The sequence below is a fragment of the Arthrobacter sp. HY1533 genome (assembly GCF_027568515.1).
Classification (GTDB): domain Bacteria; phylum Actinomycetota; class Actinomycetes; order Actinomycetales; family Micrococcaceae; genus Specibacter.
This window is the reverse complement of record NZ_JANKZF010000003.1, coordinates 88002-105462: the sequence shown is the minus strand read 5'-3', so window position 1 is coordinate 105462 and position 17461 is coordinate 88002. Positions and strand designations below refer to the sequence as shown.

At 67.0% G+C, this 17461-nt stretch carries 15 protein-coding genes and 1 riboswitch; of the genes, 4 read left to right on the top strand and 11 right to left on the bottom strand.

The genetic code is table 11. The features are described 5' to 3' along the window. Window positions 1-60: 60 nt before the first annotated feature. The 5 genes from PCK14_RS03775 to PCK14_RS03755 form a co-directional block, all read right to left on the bottom strand. On the bottom strand, window positions 61-1491 hold the full coding sequence (locus PCK14_RS03775) for an aminotransferase class V-fold PLP-dependent enzyme (protein ID WP_269937132.1): 1431 nt from the start codon (window positions 1489-1491) through the stop codon (window positions 61-63). A gap of 41 nt (window positions 1492-1532) precedes the next feature. Beyond that, window positions 1533-1646: riboswitch (SAM riboswitch) on the bottom strand. Window positions 1647-1781: 135 nt separating this feature from the next. Beyond that, on the bottom strand, window positions 1782-2600 hold the full coding sequence (gene hisN / locus PCK14_RS03770; protein WP_269937131.1) for a histidinol-phosphatase: 819 nt from the start codon (window positions 2598-2600) through the stop codon (window positions 1782-1784). A gap of 223 nt (window positions 2601-2823) precedes the next feature. After that, window positions 2824-3942, bottom strand: coding sequence for a ribosome small subunit-dependent GTPase A (gene rsgA / locus PCK14_RS03765; protein ID WP_269937130.1), 1119 nt, complete (start codon window positions 3940-3942; stop codon window positions 2824-2826). Window positions 3943-3945: 3 nt separating this feature from the next. Then, entirely contained in the window at window positions 3946-5295 is a 1350-nt protein-coding gene (gene aroA, locus PCK14_RS03760; protein WP_269937129.1) for a 3-phosphoshikimate 1-carboxyvinyltransferase, read from the bottom strand. A 6-nt stretch (window positions 5296-5301) separates the two neighbouring features. Next, on the bottom strand, window positions 5302-5817 hold the full coding sequence (locus PCK14_RS03755; RefSeq protein WP_269937128.1) for a DoxX family protein: 516 nt from the start codon (window positions 5815-5817) through the stop codon (window positions 5302-5304). Between the two features lie 308 nt (window positions 5818-6125). On the opposite strand from PCK14_RS03755, the gene PCK14_RS03750 reads away from it, so the two are divergent. Next, entirely contained in the window at window positions 6126-6887 is a 762-nt protein-coding gene (locus PCK14_RS03750; RefSeq protein ID WP_333474340.1) for a sigma-70 family RNA polymerase sigma factor, read from the top strand. Window positions 6888-6889: 2 nt separating this feature from the next. Then, complete coding sequence (gene rsrA / locus PCK14_RS03745; protein ID WP_269937258.1) at window positions 6890-7150, top strand: mycothiol system anti-sigma-R factor; 261 nt, start codon at window positions 6890-6892, stop codon at window positions 7148-7150. 83 nt (window positions 7151-7233) lie between these two features. Here rsrA and PCK14_RS19340 read toward each other — a convergent pair whose 3' ends face one another. The 5 genes from PCK14_RS19340 to PCK14_RS03725 form a co-directional block, all read right to left on the bottom strand. Continuing rightward, window positions 7234-7308 (bottom strand): 50S ribosomal protein bL37, encoded by a 75-nt coding sequence (locus tag PCK14_RS19340; protein ID WP_411802843.1) that lies wholly within the window; start codon window positions 7306-7308, stop codon window positions 7234-7236. A gap of 90 nt (window positions 7309-7398) precedes the next feature. Continuing rightward, window positions 7399-8007 carry a PadR family transcriptional regulator gene (locus tag PCK14_RS03740; RefSeq protein ID WP_269937126.1) on the bottom strand — a complete coding sequence of 203 codons (609 nt, stop codon included), beginning with the start codon at window positions 8005-8007 and terminating at the stop codon, window positions 7399-7401. Next, complete coding sequence (locus tag PCK14_RS03735) at window positions 8007-8831, bottom strand: DUF4097 family beta strand repeat-containing protein (RefSeq protein ID WP_269937125.1); 825 nt, start codon at window positions 8829-8831, stop codon at window positions 8007-8009. The genes PCK14_RS03740 and PCK14_RS03735 overlap by 1 nt, the downstream gene beginning before the upstream one ends. 165 nt (window positions 8832-8996) lie before the next feature. After that, window positions 8997-9596 carry a GDSL-type esterase/lipase family protein gene (locus PCK14_RS03730; protein WP_269937124.1) on the bottom strand — a complete coding sequence of 200 codons (600 nt, stop codon included), beginning with the start codon at window positions 9594-9596 and terminating at the stop codon, window positions 8997-8999. 83 nt (window positions 9597-9679) lie between these two features. Then, the gene (locus PCK14_RS03725; protein WP_269937123.1) at window positions 9680-13495 is read right to left on the bottom strand and encodes a multifunctional oxoglutarate decarboxylase/oxoglutarate dehydrogenase thiamine pyrophosphate-binding subunit/dihydrolipoyllysine-residue succinyltransferase subunit; all 3816 of its coding nucleotides are present in this window, start codon (window positions 13493-13495) and stop codon (window positions 9680-9682) included. Between the two features lie 326 nt (window positions 13496-13821). Between PCK14_RS03725 and PCK14_RS03720 the strand changes: the two genes are divergently transcribed. Beyond that, window positions 13822-15321, top strand: coding sequence for a GuaB1 family IMP dehydrogenase-related protein (locus PCK14_RS03720; protein ID WP_269937122.1), 1500 nt, complete (start codon window positions 13822-13824; stop codon window positions 15319-15321). A 12-nt stretch (window positions 15322-15333) separates the two neighbouring features. On the opposite strand, the gene PCK14_RS03715 is transcribed toward PCK14_RS03720, so the two are convergent. After that, entirely contained in the window at window positions 15334-16365 is a 1032-nt protein-coding gene (locus PCK14_RS03715) for a LacI family DNA-binding transcriptional regulator (protein ID WP_269937121.1), read from the bottom strand. Window positions 16366-16605: 240 nt separating this feature from the next. On the opposite strand from PCK14_RS03715, the gene PCK14_RS03710 reads away from it, so the two are divergent. Next, window positions 16606-17454: a sugar phosphate isomerase/epimerase family protein gene (locus PCK14_RS03710; protein ID WP_269937120.1), complete on the top strand. Its 849-nt coding sequence runs from the start codon at window positions 16606-16608 to the stop codon at window positions 17452-17454. Window positions 17455-17461: the final 7 nt, after the last annotated feature.

The window sequence follows — 17461 nt, the reverse complement described above, 5'->3', positions numbered from 1 at the left end:
AAAAGTTGTGCGGTTTGCCGCCGTACAACTTTACCGCGGCCGCGGCACGGGCCGGCCCGCTCAGTCCTCCGTGGTGCAGGGGGCCGCGCCGGCGGTGCCCGGGGTGTTCGGGGCCCAGTGCGGGTACACGCGGTTGTCGTTGGCGGGGACCCAGCGGCCGGCATCAACCACATAGTCCCAGCCCAGCCCGTCGCGCAGCAGGGCTGCAACGCCGTCGATGAGACGCTGGGCGTCTTCGAGCCGGGAACCCACGCCGAAGCTGGCACGCAGCGAGCCGGACGGCAGGCCCAGCCTGTTCAGCAGGGGGTGGGCGCAGAACTTGCCGTCGCGCACGCCCACGCCGTGCTCGGCGGACAGGTAGGCGGCGACCAAGCCGGCGTCATAGCCGGTCACGGAGAAGTTCACCACGCCGATGCTGCCGCAGCCCGGGTGGGTGTCGGCGTCGGAAAACAGCGAGTGCACAGTGGCGCCCTCGAGCGCGTTGAGCCCGTCAACCAGGTGGGAGCGCAGCTCCTGCTCGTGGCAGTGCCAGTCGTCGGCATCCAGCGATGACAGCACGTTGGCGGCCTTGGCCAAGGTGGCGGCACCCAGCACATTGGGGGAGCCTGCCTCGTGCCGGGCGGGGCCCTCGGTCCAGGTTGTCGACTCCAGCCGGACCTCCCGGACGGCGCCGCCGCCGGCCAGGTGCGGGGCGCCGGCGTCGAGCCAGTCGGGGCGGCCCACCAGCACGCCGGAGCCGAAGGGGGCGTAGAGCTTGTGGCCGGAGAACGCCAGGTAGTCGATTCCGCTGGCGGCCAGGTCGATCCGGCGGTGGGGGGCCAGCTGGGCGGCGTCCACCACAATCCGGGCGCCGTATTGGTGCGCCAGTTCGGCCAGTTCGGCCACGGGCAGCACCTCGCCGGTCACATTCGAGGCACCCGTGACGGCCAGCAGCAGCACGTTTCCGGCCCGCAGCTGGGTCTCCACGCGTGCCAAGGTTGAGGCGATGGAACCGGCGGCCACGACTGAGCGGTGGGGGAGGGCCTGCCACGGGAGGAGGTTGGCGTGGTGCTCAATGTCCAGGTACAGGACTTCGCCGTGGACGTTGGAGCGGCCCTCGGCATAGCCGCGCTGCTTCAGGATGGACTCCACGCAGCCGGCCAGCAGGTTCAGCGAATCGGTGGTGTTCCGGGTGAAGATGACGGTGTCATCGGGGCGGGCCCCCACAAAGCCGGCAACGATGGTGCGTGCGTTCTCGTACACCGAGGTGCTCACCTGGGAGGCAAAGCCGGCGCCGCGGTGCACGCTGGCGTAGTACGGCAAAACCTCGTTCAGGTGCTGCGCCACCTCTTCGACGGCGGGCGCCGAGGCCGCGTAGTCAAGGTTTGCGTAGCGGACGTGGCCGCCCTGGATGAGGGGTGCTGCGAGGTCCTGGCCCACCACGGGCAGCAGGGGGGAGGCGGCAATTGACGGTGCCTCGGGTGTGTTTTTTTCCAGCAGGGCGTGGCTCATGGGTGAATCCTTCAACTACAAGGACACTTGGGTTGCCAAGTAGTCCGCGCTTGCCATGACCGCTCCGGCCTGGCCAGGTCGTCACCCGGGGCACCCCGCCGCGAAAGGAGGGTTGCCGGCCAGCAAACCGGGGTTTAGCGCTGGCACTCGTGACCTAAGAAAAATGGTAGCCCAAGTTTTTCGGCACCGCATTTATTACGTTTCGTTGCCCCTGCCCGCCGGACCGGGGCGGAAGGTGCAAAAAAAGGAACGACGGCGGGAGGCCGCCGTCGTTCCTTAACTCAGCTGTGCTACTGGGCCAGGAGGTCGTCCCAGCTCGGGTTCAGGCGCCGCAGGACCTCGGTGTGCAGGATCGAGTTGGTGGCCAGGGCGTTGCCGCCGAACGGGCCGTCTGCACCCTCGAGCGAGGTGAAGCGGCCCCCGGCCTCCTGCACGATCGGGACCAGGGCAGCCATGTCGTACAGGTTCAGTTCCGGCTCGCAGGCGATGTCGACGGCGCCTTCGGCCACCATGCAGTATGACCAGAAGTCGCCGTAGGCGCGGGTGCGCCAGACGTCGTCGGTCAGGGCCAGGAATTCCTCGCGGTTGCCGCGCTCGGCCCAGCCGCCCAGCGAGGAGTAGGACAGCGATGCGTCCTTGAGCTCGGCAACATTGGAGACGCGGATGCGCGTGGCGGCGGCCAATGACTTGCCCATGTAGGCGCCCGTGCCCTTTGCAGCCCACCAGCGCTTGCCCAATGCGGGGGCGCTGACCAGGCCCACCACGGGGACGCCGTCATCGACCAGGGCGATCAGCGTGGCCCAGACAGGCACGCCGCGCACAAAGTTCTTGGTGCCGTCGATCGGGTCGATGATCCAGCGCCGTGAACCGTGGCCGCTGCTGCCGAACTCCTCGCCCAGCACGGAGTCGCGCGGGCGAACCCGGGCCAGCTGGCTGCGGATGGACTCCTCGGCGGCCTTGTCGGCATCCGTCACCGGCGTCAGGTCGGGCTTGGTCTCAATGGCCAAATCCAGCGCCTTGAAGCGGGACATGGTCAGGGAATCCACGCTGTCGGCCAGGACATGGGCCAGGCGGAGGTCGTCGTTGTACGTCTGGGGTTCGGTCGTCATGTAGTTCACGCTATCGCGGTTTAGTGCCAACCCCCGCCAGGACGCCAGTGCCGCGGGGTGAACAGTTGCTGAACGTTGGCGATGGTTTGCAGTCGGGGCGGCCAGGCATTTTTCCGGCGACTATCCGACACGTCGGCCGCGGGCGGCCTTTGGCGTCTCCTTTACGTCGCCTACAAAAAACGCCTGCTCCGCCTCGCCGGGTGCCCGGGCCGGCGGGTGGGGACTACTCCGTGACGCCCAGTTCCTTCTCCGCGGCGCGGCCTTCCGTGCGGTCGCTGGTGCCCAGGAGGCGGCGCAGCGAAGCCAGGCGGGCCGGTCCGGCGTCGCCTGCGTGGCCTGCGGCAACGTAGGGGTCAAGGCCGCAGTTCACGGCGGCGGTGTCATGCTTGCAGCCGCGTTCGCAGTCGTCGGTGCCGGGCTGCAGGTCGGGGAAGGCCTGCAGGATCCGGTCCGCGTCCACATGGGCCAGGCCGAAGGAGCGGATGCCGGGGGTGTCGATGATCCAGGACCCCGGCTGGGCGTCCTGCAACCGCAGTGCCAGTGCCGAGGAGGAGGTGTGGCGGCCGCGGCCCGTGACGGCGTTGACGCCGCCGGTGGCGCGCTGGGAGCCCGTCAGGGCGTTGACCATGGTGGACTTGCCCACGCCCGAATGCCCCACCAGGACACTGACCTTGCCGTCCAGGTAGCCGTGGAGCTGCTCCACGGCGCCGCCGGCCAGCAGGGCGGAGTCGCCGTCGTCGCTGCGGGCGTCAATGCCTGACGCGCCGTCCGCTGCCGTCCGGCTGATGATGACTGTCATGTCCAGGTGCTCGTAGTTCGCCAGCAGCTCCGAGGGGTCCTTGATGTCCGCCTTGGTGATCAACAGCAGCGGTGCAATGCCGGCGTCGTAGGCGGCCACCAGGGCCCTGTCGATGAAGCCGGTGCGGGGCTCCGGGTTGGCTGCGGCCACCACGATGACCAGCTGGTCGGCATTGGCCACCACGGCACGCTCCACGGGATCCGTGTCATCGGCGCTGCGGCGCAGCAGTGTGCGGCGTTCCTCGATCCGCACCAGGCGGGCCAGGGTGTCCGGCTTGCCTGAGGTGTCTCCCACGAGGGCCACGAAGTCTCCGGCCACCACGGGGTTGCGCCGCAGTTCCCTGGCCCTGGCGGCGATCAGTGTCCGTTCGCTGGGCTCATTCTCATCGATGATGGCCGTGTAGCGCCCTCGGTCCACCGTGACGATGCGGCCAATGATGGCTTCCTCGTAGGCGGGCCGGTCCTTGGTGCGGGGGCGGCTGCCCTTTTTGTTGGCCCGCACCCGAACATCGGATTCGTCCCAGTTGCTGTAGTCCTTTGCCATGCCCTATGCCCCGGCTTCAACCGCCGCAGCATGGTCCATGCCGCCGCCCGGCTCGGCCGTTTGGGCCACCATGGCAGCCCACATGGCCGGGAACTCCGGCATGGTCTTGGAGGTGGTGGCAATGTTCTCCACCTCGACGCCGGGCACTGCCAGGCCGATGATGGCCCCGGCCGTGGCCATGCGGTGGTCATGGTAGCTGTGGAAGACGCCGCCGTGCAGGGGAGCGGGGTTGATGATGAGCCCGTCCTCGGTCTCCTCGGCGCTCCCGCCCAGGGCGTTGATCTCCGCCACGAGGGCGGCGAGGCGGTCGGTCTCGTGCCCGCGCAGGTGGGCAATGCCGCGCAGGCGAGACGGCGTTGCGGCCAGGGCGCAGATGGCGGCGATGGAGGGGGCTAGCTCGGAGGTGTCGGCCAGGTCCACGCCTCGGATTTCGGGGCCGCCGGTGACAGTCAGGATGCCGTCCTCAAGCGATGCCGTGGCACCGAACTGGGGCAGGATTTCACGCCACTTGTCGCCCACCTGGGTGGTGTTGGCGGGCCACTCCGGGATGCGCACCGTGCCGCCGGTGGCCAGGGCTGCGGCCAGGAACGGGCCGGCGTTGGAGAGGTCCTGCTCCAGGGAGACGTCAAAGCCGGCAATGCGGCCCGGCTGAACGATCCAGTGCTTCGGGGTGGAATCGTCCACCGAGATTCCCATGGATCGCAGGATCTCAACTGTCATGCTGATGTGGTCCACGCTGGGCACGGATTCGCCCGTGTGTTCCAGGTGGATGCCGTTGCCGAAGCGGGCGGCCACCAGCAGCACGGCGGAGATGAACTGCGAGGAGCTGCCGGCGTCGATCTTTACATGGCCGCCGTCCACGGAACCCGTGCCGTGGACGGTGAACGGCAGGAAACCGTCGCCGCCGTCCTCGACCCGCACGCCGAGGCCTTCCAGGGCGGCCACAATGGGGGCCATGGGGCGCACGAGCGCGCCGGGGTCGCCGTCGAACCTCACGGCGCCGGTGACGAGGGCGGCCAGCGGCGGGACAAAGCGCATGACAGTTCCGGCCAGTCCGCAGTCCACCGCGATGCCGCCCGCGGGAGCTTGGAAGCCGGCCGGGATGGGGGTGACCACCAGGTCGGGGACATCGCCCGTGCCGGGGACCTCGGTGATGCCGGCGCCCAGGGCACGCAGCGCGCCCACCATGAGTTCGGAATCACGGGACTGCAGGGGGGAGCGCAGCCGGGACTCGCCGTCGGCAATGGCGGCCAGGACAAGGTACCTGTTGGTCAGCGACTTGGATGCCGGGATTCTCACAGTGGCATCCAGGGGTGTTGCGCAAAACGGTGCGGGCCAAAGGGCGGTGCTCATGGGTGGTTACTGTCCTGTCACGTCGTGTGCGAGCGCGCGGACCTGCTTGTCCGCATTCTTCAACTGGGTCTTGGCTGTCTTCTTGCCGCTCTCAACGAGCTTTTCGGCGCGCCAGGCCAGGCCGGGGCGGCCGGCGGTGTCCACGCTGGCCAGCAGGGCCCCGCCCACCAGGCCAATGTTCTTGGTCAGCTGGTTGCGGCGGTGTGCCCGGTTTTCCTTGGTGCTGGTGTCCGCGCTGCGGTACTCAACCACAGTGGTCAGCCCGGCCGTCAGGGCTAGCACGACGGCGGCGGGCCGGGAGAACTTGCCGGCTGCCAGCAGGACGCCTGCGCCGAGCTGCGTGCCGGCGAGGACCCGGGCCAGGGTCTTTTCGCTGGCCTCAATGGGCAGCGCGGAGCTGAGCGGGCGCAGGACCGGGGCAAGCTGGGCCGCCGTCTGGTCCGCGTGGCGCAGCCTGTCCAGGCCTGAGAAGATGAATGAGGACGCCAGCATGGGGCGGGCGAGAGCGCGAACAATTGACAAGGAAGTCTCCTTCAGTGGTGCCGGCAGCCAACGGCCAAGCGGCCGGGGCCGCCTGGCCGTTGGCTCATGCTGTGTTCAAGTCTCCCATGATTTGCCGCACCGTTTGCGGTGCATGCGGAATATCCGGCGGCTTTGCACGGTTTGCATGATTGTCGACGCCGTGTGAAAGGTGCCGGCCGGGCAACGCGGGAAGCGTTGCCATCCACTGGTACATCCGGCGCGAAGGAAAGGCGGCAATGCAAACTCTGGGCCACTTGGCACCACCGGCAACGGGACTGAAACTGCGAGTGCGCATAGACTCAGCAGTGATGAACATTTCCGAGCCTGGACAAGCCATAGACTCCGCACAGGACGCCGGCGCGGCGCAATCCGCGACCGCTGCAGCCGTTGCGGTGCCCGAAACTGCCGTGCCTGCCATTGAAACCGAGGCCGAAGCTGCTGCCGTGACGGACGTCGCGGACGTGGACGTTGCCAATGAAAGCACCGAGGCGCGGCGCGCCCGCTTTGAGCGCGATGCCATGGTGTACGTCGACCAGCTGTATTCGGCGGCGATGCGCATGGCCCGCAATCCCAGCGATGCCGAGGACCTGGTCCAGGAGGCGTACACCAAGGCGTTTTCCGCCTTCCACCAGTACAAGCCGGGCACCAACCTGAAGGCGTGGCTGTACCGGATCCTGACCAACACGTACATCAACCTCTACCGCAAGCGGCAGCGCGAACCGCTGCAGTCGAATGCGGATTCCATTGAGGACTGGCAGCTTGCCAGGGCCGAGTCGCACACGTCCCGGGGCCTGCGCTCCGCGGAGGCCGACGCCCTGGACCACCTGCCCGATTCCGACGTCAAGAGCGCACTGCAGGCCATTCCGGAGGAATTCCGCCTGGCTGTGTACTTCGCCGACGTGGAGGGGTTTGCGTACAAGGAAATCTCGGAAATCATGAACACCCCCATTGGAACCGTGATGTCACGGCTCCACAGGGGACGAAAGCTATTGCGTGAAATGTTGGCGGACTACGCCGTGGAACGCGGGTATCTCAAGGATGCCGACCCAATGACTGAAACGGAGAAATGACCATGGGCGACTGCCACAGCCTGGGCGATTGCAGCGACGAGCGCATCGTTCGGATTTATGAATACCTCGACGGTGCACTGTCCCGCGAGGACCTGGGTGACATCAAGTCCCACCTTGACACCTGCACCGACTGTTCGGACGAGTACGACCTTGAGTGCGTCATCCGCTCCGTCGTGAAGCGCTCCTGCAAGGAAGCGGCGCCGGAGACCCTCAAGGCCGCCATTTTGGCACGCCTGCATGGAAGCAGCCCGGCCGCAGTGTAGCCGCCGGCATCGCTGTCTTTCGGACATGCGAAAGCCCGCCCCGCCGGATGGCGGAGCGGGCTTTCGTTTTTATAAGTCAAGACTTACGTGTTGGGACGCTTACCGTGGTTAGCGCCGCCACGCTTACGATCCCGACGCTTACGTGAACGCTTCGACATAGCTGCCTCCAATCATCTAAAAGATCTTCAAAACCGATCTGCTTCTAGTTTCGCATAAGTGGCACATGCGCACCTAACCGGCGGGCCGGTTCACCGCCCCAAAGTGGACCTCAGGGCCGTGGCGGCCTGGTCCAGGACGCTGCGCAGGGTGTCAACTGCCACCTCGTCCAGGCCGTTTTTGGCAGCGTGCAGGCGCAGCTCAATGCGCATGTCGTCGCGGAACTGCGCCAAGGCAAATTCGGCCTCCTTTAGGGCCCTGCCGGTTCCTGCGGGTTCGCGGTGGGGCGCCTTGGGGGCGGGCCTGGCCGCAGTCCTGGCCGTCTCCGCAGTCGCGGCAAGGTCTGCCCTGAGGCTGCGCATGTTCTCCTGCAGATCGGTGCGGATGTCGTCGGCCAGGCGGCGCACGGAGGCGGTGATGTTGGCCTGCACCTCGTTGAGCTCGTGCCGCCGGCGGTCAAGCTCGGCGTGCCCGGCCGGCGTCAGCGAATAAATGGTGCGCCGGCCGTCCATGGTGGTTTCCAGCAGCCCCTCCTCCTGAAGCTTGGCCAGCCGCGGGTACACCGTGCCGGCGCTGGGGGAGTAGGTGCCGCCAAAGCGGTCGGTGAGGGCGCGGATGATTTCGTAGCCGTGCTGGGGCCCTTCCTCGAGTGCTGCCAAAAGGTAAAGCCGGAGGGCGCCGTGGGCGAAGACGGGAGGCATCAGGAGTCCTCCTTTGCAAGCGAGGGCCCGTTCTGCCGTTCCGGCTGGGCATGCACAATCGAAACGGTGCCGGAGACGGTGGAGGTGTGCACCGTGAGCCGCGGCGAATCCGGCCCGGCCGAGGCGTTGGTGTTTTGGCCCAGGTTGCTGAACCGTTCGCCGTTGAGCAGCAGCGTGCCCGAGGCGCTCGTGGCTGTGGCGTTGACGCCGCAGTCCTGCGGCACGCGGACCGTGATGTCGCCCGAGACCGACTTTGCGTTGACGCTGCTGGGGTGCCCGTGCAGGTCAAAGCTGACGTTTCCGGAGACTGTGCTGGCCCGGACATCGCTCATCTGGCCCGAGGCCATGACCTCCCCGGAGACACTCTTGACCACCAGGGGGCCGCGGTGGTCCCGGGCAATAATCTCCCCGCTGACGGTGTCAAGGTTCAGCATGCCCTCGGTGGCGTCGGCCATGAGGGATCCGGTGACAGTGCGCAGGGTGGTCTTGGCGCTGCCGCTGACCATGCCGTCGCCATTGACCGTGCTGGCCGTGACGAAGGTGCCGGCGGGAACGGCGATGCTGATGACGGCCGTGGCGGCCTGCTGGAAGTTGATGAGGCGCTGCAGCCAGTTGGATGCGTTGAAGTGCTCCACCTTCAGCGTGCCGTTGCTGAAGTTGACCTCCAGCGGCTGGCCGTCCACCTCGGAGATTTCCAAGGTGGTGCCGGTGCCTTCCGTGACCACTATGTCGAACCGGCCCTTGACCAGCGCCACCTTGACCTCGGCGACGCCGGCGAGCTCAATGGTCTGCGGTTCGCTGACCGACCATGATTCCTGGTCCATGACTGCTCCCTTCTTCGAGCTATATCGCGTGTATGACTTCACGATATAACGCGTTTCGCCGCAGATCAAGATATATCGCGAAATAAAAAAGCGCCGAAGGAGCAGTTGCTGCCGTTATCCGCGTGGATACCGGCAACAACTGCGCCTTCGGCGCGGGAGGGAGCCTTAGACCGCCTCGGGAATCTCCAGCCACTGGTACCAGCCGCGGTGCAGCACGAGCCAAGCCATGAGGCCGTAGCCGGCCTGTCCGGGGGATCCGGCGTTGGCGGCGACATCGTTGCGCCACTGCTCGTGGTTCTGCAGCGGGGCAAAGGTGTCAACATAGTGGTGCTTGCGGCGTGTGGTGACGTCGGCGAACGCGGTGTTCAGCTCTGCCAGCTTGCGGTTCAGCGCCGGGTCCAGGGACGGCGGGGGGCCCACAACAAACACCGGGATGTTCAGCTGCGTGGCGCCGTCCAGGATGTTGGCCAGGTTCAGCCGGCTGCGCGCAGTGGAGAGCCCGTACTCGATGTCGCGGCCGGAGAGGCCGATCACGAGCCGGTTCTCGTGGAAGTCGTCAAAGCGCCGGCCGGCTTCCTGCAGCCAGCGGCCGGCCAGCGCCTCCGTGCCCTCGCGCGGGGCCGCCATGACAAACGGCTCGATCAAGACGGCGTCCGACGGCGTGCGGGCCAGGACCCGTCCCAGCCAGCCCAGGGCGCGGGGGTCGCCCACACCTGCAACCAGCTCGTCCCCAACAGCCACTATTCGCAGTTCCCGTTTTTCCACGGCGCCCTCTTCCTTGTGCACTTCAAGCGAAAAAAATAAAAAGATGCCCGGCCTGATGGTGCAGACCGGGCATCAGTGTGGTTCTAGCTGCGCTCGAACGCCTGCTTGACCAGCAGCGTCTGTTCAACAGCGTGGTTCTTGGCCGAACCCGTTGCCGTGGAGGCCGAGGCCGGGCGTGAAACACGGCCCAGCTTGCGGCCCAGCTTGCGGTCCAGCTCGGGGGCCAAGTTCAGGCCCATGAACGGCCACGGTCCCTGGTTGGCCGGCTCGTCCTGCGCCCAGACGATGTCAGCGTTGGGGTACTTGGCCAGCTCTGCCTTGATCTCATCCAGGGGCAGCGGGTACAGCTGCTCCACGCGGACGATGGCTGCCTTGGTGTCCCCGGCCTTGTCGCGTGCGGCGAGCAGGTCGTAGTACAGGCGGCCGGAGACCAGGATGACGCGGTCGACGGCGTTGTTGTCCAGTGCCGCGTGTTCCCCGATGACGGGGCGGAAGCCGCCCTGGGTGAAGTCCTCCACCGAGGATGCCGCAGCCTTCAGGCGCAGCAGCTGCTTCGGGGTGAAGATGATCAGCGGCTTGCGCGGACGGCGGTAGGCCTGGCGGCGCAGCAGGTGGAAGTGCGAGGCCGGCGTGGTCGGGTTGGCCACGATCATGTTCTCTTCTGCACACATCTGCATGAAGCGCTCGATGCGGGCGGAGGAGTGGTCCGGGCCCTGGCCCTCGTAGCCGTGCGGCAGCATGAGCACGAGCGAGGAACGCTGGCCCCACTTCTGCTCGGCCGAGGAGATGAACTCGTCAATGACCGTCTGGGCACCATTGACGAAGTCGCCGAACTGGGCCTCCCACACCACCAGGGCGTCGGGGCGTTCCACCGAGTAGCCGTACTCAAACGCCATGGCGGCGTATTCGCTCAGCAGGGAGTCGTAGATCCACAGCTTGGCCTGGTCCTCGCTGAGCTCCGCCAGCGGGGTCCACACGTTGCCGTTGGCGCGGTCGTGGAAGACCGCGTGGCGCTGCACGAACGTGCCGCGGCGGGAGTCCTGCCCGGCCACACGGACGGGAACACCTTCCATGAGCAGCGAACCGAAGGCCGTGAGCTCACCAAAGCCCCAGTCAATGCCGCCTTCACGGGACATTGCGGCACGCTTTTCCAGCAGCGGCTTGAGCTTCTGGTGCACCTCGAAGCCCTCCGGGATGGCCAGATGCGTGTCACCGATGTGTGCCAGCACGTCGGCGCTGATGGCCGTGACCTGGGGATCGTTGACACCGGAGTCGGCCTGCTGCGCGATAGGGCGCTCCAGGTCGGACACGGCCTGCGAATCCTTGGTGATGATCGGGATGGGGGAGGTCTGGGCGGCGTGCGTCTCGGCGAAGACACGCTCCAGGCGTTCCTGGTAGTCACGCAGCAGCTGCGTGGCTTCCTCTTCGGTGATGTCGCCGCGGCCAATCAATGCCTCGGTGTACAGGCGGCGCACCGAGCGCTTGGCCTCGATCAGGTTGTACATCAGCGGCTGGGTCATCGAGGGGTCGTCACCCTCGTTGTGGCCACGACGGCGGTAGCAGACCAGGTCGATGACAACGTCCTTGCGGAAGCGCTGCTGGAACTGGTACGCCAGCTGGGCCGTGCGGACCACTGCTTCCGGGTCATCGCCGTTCACGTGGAACACGGGGGCCTGGATCATCTTGGCCACGTCGGTGGAGTACACCGATGAGCGCGAGGACGACGGCGCCGTGGTGAAGCCAACCTGGTTGTTGACCACGATGTGGATGGTTCCACCTGTGCGGTAGCCGCGCAGCTGGGACAGGTTCAGGGTTTCGGCAACAACACCCTGGCCGGCGAAGGCGGCGTCGCCGTGGACCATGATGGGCAGCACGGGGAAGTTCTCGCCCTGGTCCAGGCGGTCCTGCTTGGCGCGGACGATGCCCTCCAGGACGCCGTCGACGGCTTCCAGGTGCGAGGGGTTGGCGGCCAGGTAGACCTTGGTCTCGTTGCCGGCGTCGGAGGTGAAGGTGCCCTCGGTGCCGAGGTGGTACTTGACGTCGCCGGAGCCCTGGATGCTGCGCACGTCCTGGGTTCCCTCAAATTCGCGGAAGACCTGTGCGTAGGTCTTGCCGGCGATGTTGGTGAGAACGTTCAGGCGGCCGCGGTGGGCCATGCCGATCGCAACCTCGTCGAGGCCGTCGTCGGCCGCGTCGGAGATGATGGAGTCCAGCAGCGGGATCAGTGATTCGCCGCCCTCCAGGGAGAAGCGCTTCTGGCCCACGAACTTGGTCTGCAGGAACGTCTCAAACGCCTCCGCGGAGTTCAGCTTGGAGACAATGCGCAGCTGCTCTTCGCGGCTGGGCTTGGAGTAGGGGTGCTCCAGCTCGTCCTGGAACCAGGCACGCTGCTCCGGCTCCTGGATGTGCATGTACTCCACGCCGGTGGTGCGGCAGTAGGCGTCGCGCAGGACTCCGAGGATGTCGCGGAGCAGCAGCTTGGCCTTGCCGCCGAAGCCGCCCGTGGGCCATTCGCGGTCCAGGTCCCACAGCGTCAGGCCGTAGGTGAGCACGTCCAGGTCGGGGTGCTTGCGCTGGACGTATTCCAGCGGGTCGGTGTCGGCCATGAGGTGGCCGCGCACGCGGTAGGAGTGGATGAGCTGCTGGATCCGGGCGACCTTGTTGATCTCGTCGGCCGGGTCAACCTGGACGTCCAGGCTCCAGCGGACGGGCTCGTAGGGGATGCGCAGGGATTCAAAGATCTCGTCGTAGAAACCCTCGGCACCGAGCAGGAGCTGGTGGACCTTCTTCAGGAACTCGCCGGAGCCGGCACCCTGGATGACGCGGTGGTCATAGGTGCTGGTCAGCGTCAGGATCTTGGAGACGGCGTTTTGGGCGATGATCTTGGGGCTGGCGCCCTGGTACTCGGCCGGGTAGTCCAGCGAGCCGACGCCGATGATGGCGGCCTGGCCCTTGGACAGGCGCGGCACGGAGTGCACGGTGCCGATGCCGCCCGGGTTGGTCAGCGAGACAGTGGTGCCCGAGTGGTCATCTGCCGTGAGCTTGTTGGCGCGGGCGCGCTTGATCAGGTCCTCGTACGTGTGCCAGAACTCGGCGAAGTTCATGGTCTCGGCGCGCTTGATGTTCGGCACCATGAGCAGGCGGGTGCCGTCGGGCTTGGGCATGTCAATGGCAATGCCGAAGTTCACGTGCGGGGGCTGGACGGCCACGGGCTTGCCGTCGATCTCGTCGTAGATCACGTTCATGGACGGGAAGGCGGCCAGGGCCTTGATGACGGCGTAGCCGATCAAGTGGGTGAAGGAGACCTTGCCGCCGCGGGCACGGGCAAGGTTGGAGTTGATGACCAGGCGGTTGTCAATGAGCAGCTTGGCCGGGATGGCACGGACGCTGGTGGCCGTGGGCACTTCCAGGCTCGTGACCATGTTGGCCGCAATGGCCTTGGCCGGGCCGCGCAGGATGGTCTTGACGGACTCTTCCGGGACGGACTTGTCCTTGGCAGTCTTGGGCAGCTGGGCCGGGATGGGCGTGGTGCCGGTGCGGGCTGCGTCCTTGGCGGGGGCGGGGGGCCGCGGTGCGGCCTGGGCCTTGGGGGCCGCGGCGGGTGCTGCCGGGGCGGCGGCCGGAGCTGCCGCCGTCGTGCTTGCTGCGGGAGCGGCAGGGGCCACGGGCGCGGCTGCTGCGGGGGCCGGCACTACCGGGATCTGGGCGGTGATGGGAGCCGGTGCTGCGGTGTGGCGGCCATTGCCTGCCGCATCATCCGCGGCGAACCCTTCAAAGAGTGGCCACCACTTTGTGTCCACTGAATTCTTGTCGCCCTTGTAGCGCTCATACAGTTCATCGACGAGCCACTCGTTGCCGCCAAATTCTTCGGGTAGACGGTGGATGGATTGCTCTGGCACGTGTATTACGCCTCTTCCATGAGTTCTTGTTGCCCGCTGTGCATCTTTGCGCAAGCCGCACACACCCGGATTTGCCGGATGCGCAGGGCGCAAACCTGCCAAGCCTAATAAAAAGTTGTCCCGGGGCCAAGTAACCCCGTTCCGCTGCAAGTCTAGTAAGACTCACCGCCTGTAGGCCAATCTCGGGCGCGGCGCGCCACAGCAGGGGCGTAATTGTGGGCGATATTGCGGCGAACGCCTTTTTTTGGTGGCTAGACTCGAACCCGGCGGCAGCCGTCCGCCCCGCGAACGCTGCCTTCGGGCGCGTGCCACAGCAAGGGAGTGTAATGCGTTTTCTGAACCAGCCCGCAACCGACCTGACCTACTCCGACGTGTTCCTGGTGCCCTCCCGATCCACCGTGACCTCGCGCCTGGACGTGGACCTCTCCAGCGGGGACGGCACAGGCACCACCATCCCGCTCGTGGTGGCCAACATGACGGCCGTTTCCGGCAAGCGCATGGCGGAGACCGTGGCACGCCGCGGCGGCATGGCAGTCCTGCCGCAGGACATTCCGCTGGAGGTGCTGCGCAGCGTCAGCGAATGGGTCAAGCTGCGCGATTCGCTCTATGAAACCCCGCTGCTGGTGAACGCGGCCGACATCGTCATCGACGCCGTGCACCTCATGGGCAAGCGGTCCCACAACGCCGTTGTGGTGGTTGACGGGAACCGCTTTGTGGGGGTGGTCCGCGGCGCCGACTGCGAGGGCGTGGACCGCTTCTCCTCCCTCGCCTCGGTCATGCGCCCCAACGCGCTGACGCTCGACGCCGCCCCCTTTGACGCCATCCGGGAACAGGCCGACGCCGGCACCCTGGACCCTGCCGCCGCCAAGGCGCTCACGGACGCCGCCCTGCGGGAGGCCTTTGCCGTCCTGGATGCGGCCGGAACCGACTTTGCCCCCGTGCTTCGCTCAGGCGAGGTGGTGGGCGTGCTGACCCGCACCGGCGCCCTGCGCTCCACCATCTACCAGCCCGCCCTTGACGCCGCCGGCCGCCTGCGCCTCGGCGTGGCCGTGGGCATCAACGGGGACGTGGCCGCCAAGGCCGCCGCCTTGCTCGAGTACGGCGTTGACGCCCTGGTGGTGGACACGGCGCACGGGCACCAGGAAAAGATGATGGAGGCCCTGCGGGCAGTGCGCTCACTTTCGCCCGCCGTGCCCGTTGCCGCCGGCAACGTGGTCAGCGCCGCCGGCGTCCGTGACCTGGTGGAGGCCGGCGCCGACATCATCAAGGTGGGTGTGGGCCCCGGCGCCATGTGCACCACGCGCATGATGACCGCCGTGGGCAGGCCCCAGTTTTCCGCCGTGCTGGAATGCTCGACGGCGGCTGCCGAACTCGGTGCCCACGTCTGGGCCGACGGGGGAGTGCGGTATCCGCGCGACGTTGCCCTGGCCCTGGCCGCCGGTGCCAGCCAGGTCATGATCGGCTCCTGGTTTGCCGGAACGTACGAAAGCCCGGGCGACATGCAGCTCGATGCGGACGGGCGTGCGTACAAGGAGAGCTTTGGCATGGCCTCGGCGCGTGCCGTGCAAAACCGCACCTCCAGCGAGGGCGCCTTTGAACGCGCCCGCAAGGGCCTGTTTGAAGAGGGGATCTCCACCTCCAAGATGTACCTGGACCCTGCCCGGCCCGGCGTCGAGGACCTGCTGGACATGATCACGGCAGGGCTGCGCAGTTCCTTCAGCTATGCCGGTGCCGCGTCACTGGCCGAGTTCCGGGAGCGTGCCGTTGTGGGTGTGCAGTCGGCGGCCGGCTATGAGGAAGGCCGGCCGCTGCCGCAAAGCTGGTAGCTGGCGCTTGGCTCAGCTGGCCACGGGGCCGGTGGAGTCGCGGATGGTCAGGAAGGTTGGCAGCACCGACTGGTTGCGGGGCAGGGACCCCAGCCCGGGGTCGATCTGGCTCAGCAGCATGGTCACGGCAACACGGCCGGCCTGCTCCACGGGGGCCGTGACGGTGGTCAGGGGAGGGCTGCAGAAGTCGGCGCCGAAGATGTCGTCGCAGCCCACGATGCTGATGTCCGCCGGCACCCTGACGCCGCGGGCCGCCAGCCGCTGCAACATGCCGATGGCCATGAGGTCGTTGAAGGCAATGCCGGCGGTGGCCCCGGAATGGACCAGGGCATCTGCCGCGGCGGCACCCGAATGGGTCCGCGGCGCGAAGGGTCCCAGGTTGACCACCGAAACCCCGCGCTCCTCCGCAGCTGCGCTGAGGGCTGCCCAGCGCCGGATGTTGGAGCTGGAGGACGCCGGGCCGCCCAGGTAGGCGATGTGGGAGTGGCCGAGGGAAATTAGGTGGTCCAGGGCCTGGTTGGTGGCGGTGGGTGTGTCCAGCAGGACCGTGGGGACGCCGGGGACGTCACGGTTGATGGTGACGAGCGGCATTTTGGCTGCCGCTTCGGCGATGGCGCTGTCGCTGAGCCGGGAGGCGGTGAGGATGACGCCGTCGGCCGTTTGCAGCAATTGTTCGATGGTGTTGACCTCCACCTCGTCCGATTCCTCCGTGTCGACCAGGAGCTGGGTGTAGCCAGCTGCCTTGAGCTGCAGCTGGGTGCCGCGGATGATGTCGAAGTAGAAGGGGTTGGTGATGTCCGCGACCAGCACGGCAACAGCCTTGGTCCGCCCCGAACTCAGCGCCTTGGCCTGGGCATTGGGAACGTACTTCAGCTCTGCGGCGGCCGCCTCGATGCGTGCCCGGGTGCGGAAGTTGACCCGGGCCGGCGTTGACAATGCGCGGGAGACCGTCGAGGCAGCCACGCCCGAAAGTGCGGCAACGTCGTGGATCGTCGCCGGCTTGCCTGTGTGGGCGCCGGAGCCGGTGCTGGGGGGAGCGCTCATGGGACACGTCCTTGTGATTGGGGGAAGGACCGTGGGGGCAGCATTGCCCGGCGGCCAAAATGTGATGGACAGCACTGTCCTAGTCGCAAGAATACGGACTTTGGCCAGAAATGGCAATCGGTTGTCATGCGGTTGCTTCGGCGATAGGCTAGGCCACAAGCAAACTATTGTGAACTCAATCACCGCATTGCCGGCTGCCGGAGCGCAGCCGGGCATGCGGCAACAATCCTGGAGGCCCGCATGAGCAACGCCCAAAACCCCACCTGGACTCTTTCCGGCTTCGGCGACGAGATCGACCCGGACCCCAAGGTCCAGGCCGCAGTACTGCTGGCGCTGGGCGCCTCGCACATTGAGGTGCGAAGTGCCTGGGGCGTCAATGTTGTTGAACTCAGCGATGCCCAGCTGGCAGAACTCAAGGGGATCCTTGACGCCTCCGGCATGAAGGTTTCCGCCGTCGCCAGCCCCATCGGCAAGGTGGATGCCAGCCTTCCCGCGGCCCACGAGGTGGAGCGCCTACGCCGCATCATCGAGGTTGCCAAGACCCTGGACACCAAGTACATCCGCATGTTTTCCTTCTTCCGTGCCGAGGACAAGAGCCCGGAAGACATCCGCGACGCCGTCATGGAGCGCCTGACCCTGCTGGCCGGCGAAGCCGAGGCTGCCGGCGTGGTGCTCATCCATGAGAACGAAAAAGACATCTACGGCGACACCCCGGAGCGCGTCCTGGACATCCTGGAAACCGTCAACTCCCCGGCCCTGCGCGCAGCCTGGGACAACGCCAACTTTGTCCAGGTGGGCGTCAAGCCCTACACCGACGCCTACGCCATGCTGCGCCCTTACCTGGAATACCTGCAGGTCAAGGATGCCATTGCCGGCAGCGGCGAGGTTGTCCCCACGGGGCGCGGCGACGGCCAGCTGGTGGAGACCCTGACGGCCCTGAGCCAGGACGGCTACACAGGCTTCGCATCGCTGGAACCGCACCTGGCCGCCCAGCATGAACTGGGCGGCTTCTCCGGCCCCGAGGCGTTTGGCGAGGCGGCACGGGCATTCCGTGCGGCAACCGACGCCATTGGCGTCACGCTCGCCTGACCCAGCA

Excerpts from the sequence above, each read along its gene's own strand:
- aroA (WP_269937129.1), bottom strand. The coding sequence starts at position 5,295 with ATGAGCACCGCCCTTTGGCCCGCACCGTTTTGCGCAACACCCCTGGAT.
- PCK14_RS03720 (WP_269937122.1), top strand. The coding sequence starts at position 13,822 with ATGCGTTTTCTGAACCAGCCCGCAACCGACCTGACCTACTCCGACGTG.
- rsrA (WP_269937258.1), top strand. The coding sequence starts at position 6,890 with ATGGGCGACTGCCACAGCCTGGGCGATTGCAGCGACGAGCGCATCGTT.
- PCK14_RS03740 (WP_269937126.1), bottom strand. The coding sequence starts at position 8,007 with ATGCCTCCCGTCTTCGCCCACGGCGCCCTCCGGCTTTACCTTTTGGCA.
- rsgA (WP_269937130.1), bottom strand. The coding sequence starts at position 3,942 with ATGGCAAAGGACTACAGCAACTGGGACGAATCCGATGTTCGGGTGCGG.
- PCK14_RS03710 (WP_269937120.1), top strand. The coding sequence starts at position 16,606 with ATGAGCAACGCCCAAAACCCCACCTGGACTCTTTCCGGCTTCGGCGAC.
- hisN (WP_269937131.1), bottom strand. The coding sequence starts at position 2,600 with ATGACGACCGAACCCCAGACGTACAACGACGACCTCCGCCTGGCCCAT.
- PCK14_RS03735 (WP_269937125.1), bottom strand. The coding sequence starts at position 8,831 with ATGGACCAGGAATCATGGTCGGTCAGCGAACCGCAGACCATTGAGCTC.
- PCK14_RS03715 (WP_269937121.1), bottom strand. The coding sequence starts at position 16,365 with ATGAGCGCTCCCCCCAGCACCGGCTCCGGCGCCCACACAGGCAAGCCG.
- PCK14_RS03775 (WP_269937132.1), bottom strand. The coding sequence starts at position 1,491 with ATGAGCCACGCCCTGCTGGAAAAAAACACACCCGAGGCACCGTCAATT.
- PCK14_RS03750 (WP_333474340.1), top strand. The coding sequence starts at position 6,126 with ATGAACATTTCCGAGCCTGGACAAGCCATAGACTCCGCACAGGACGCC.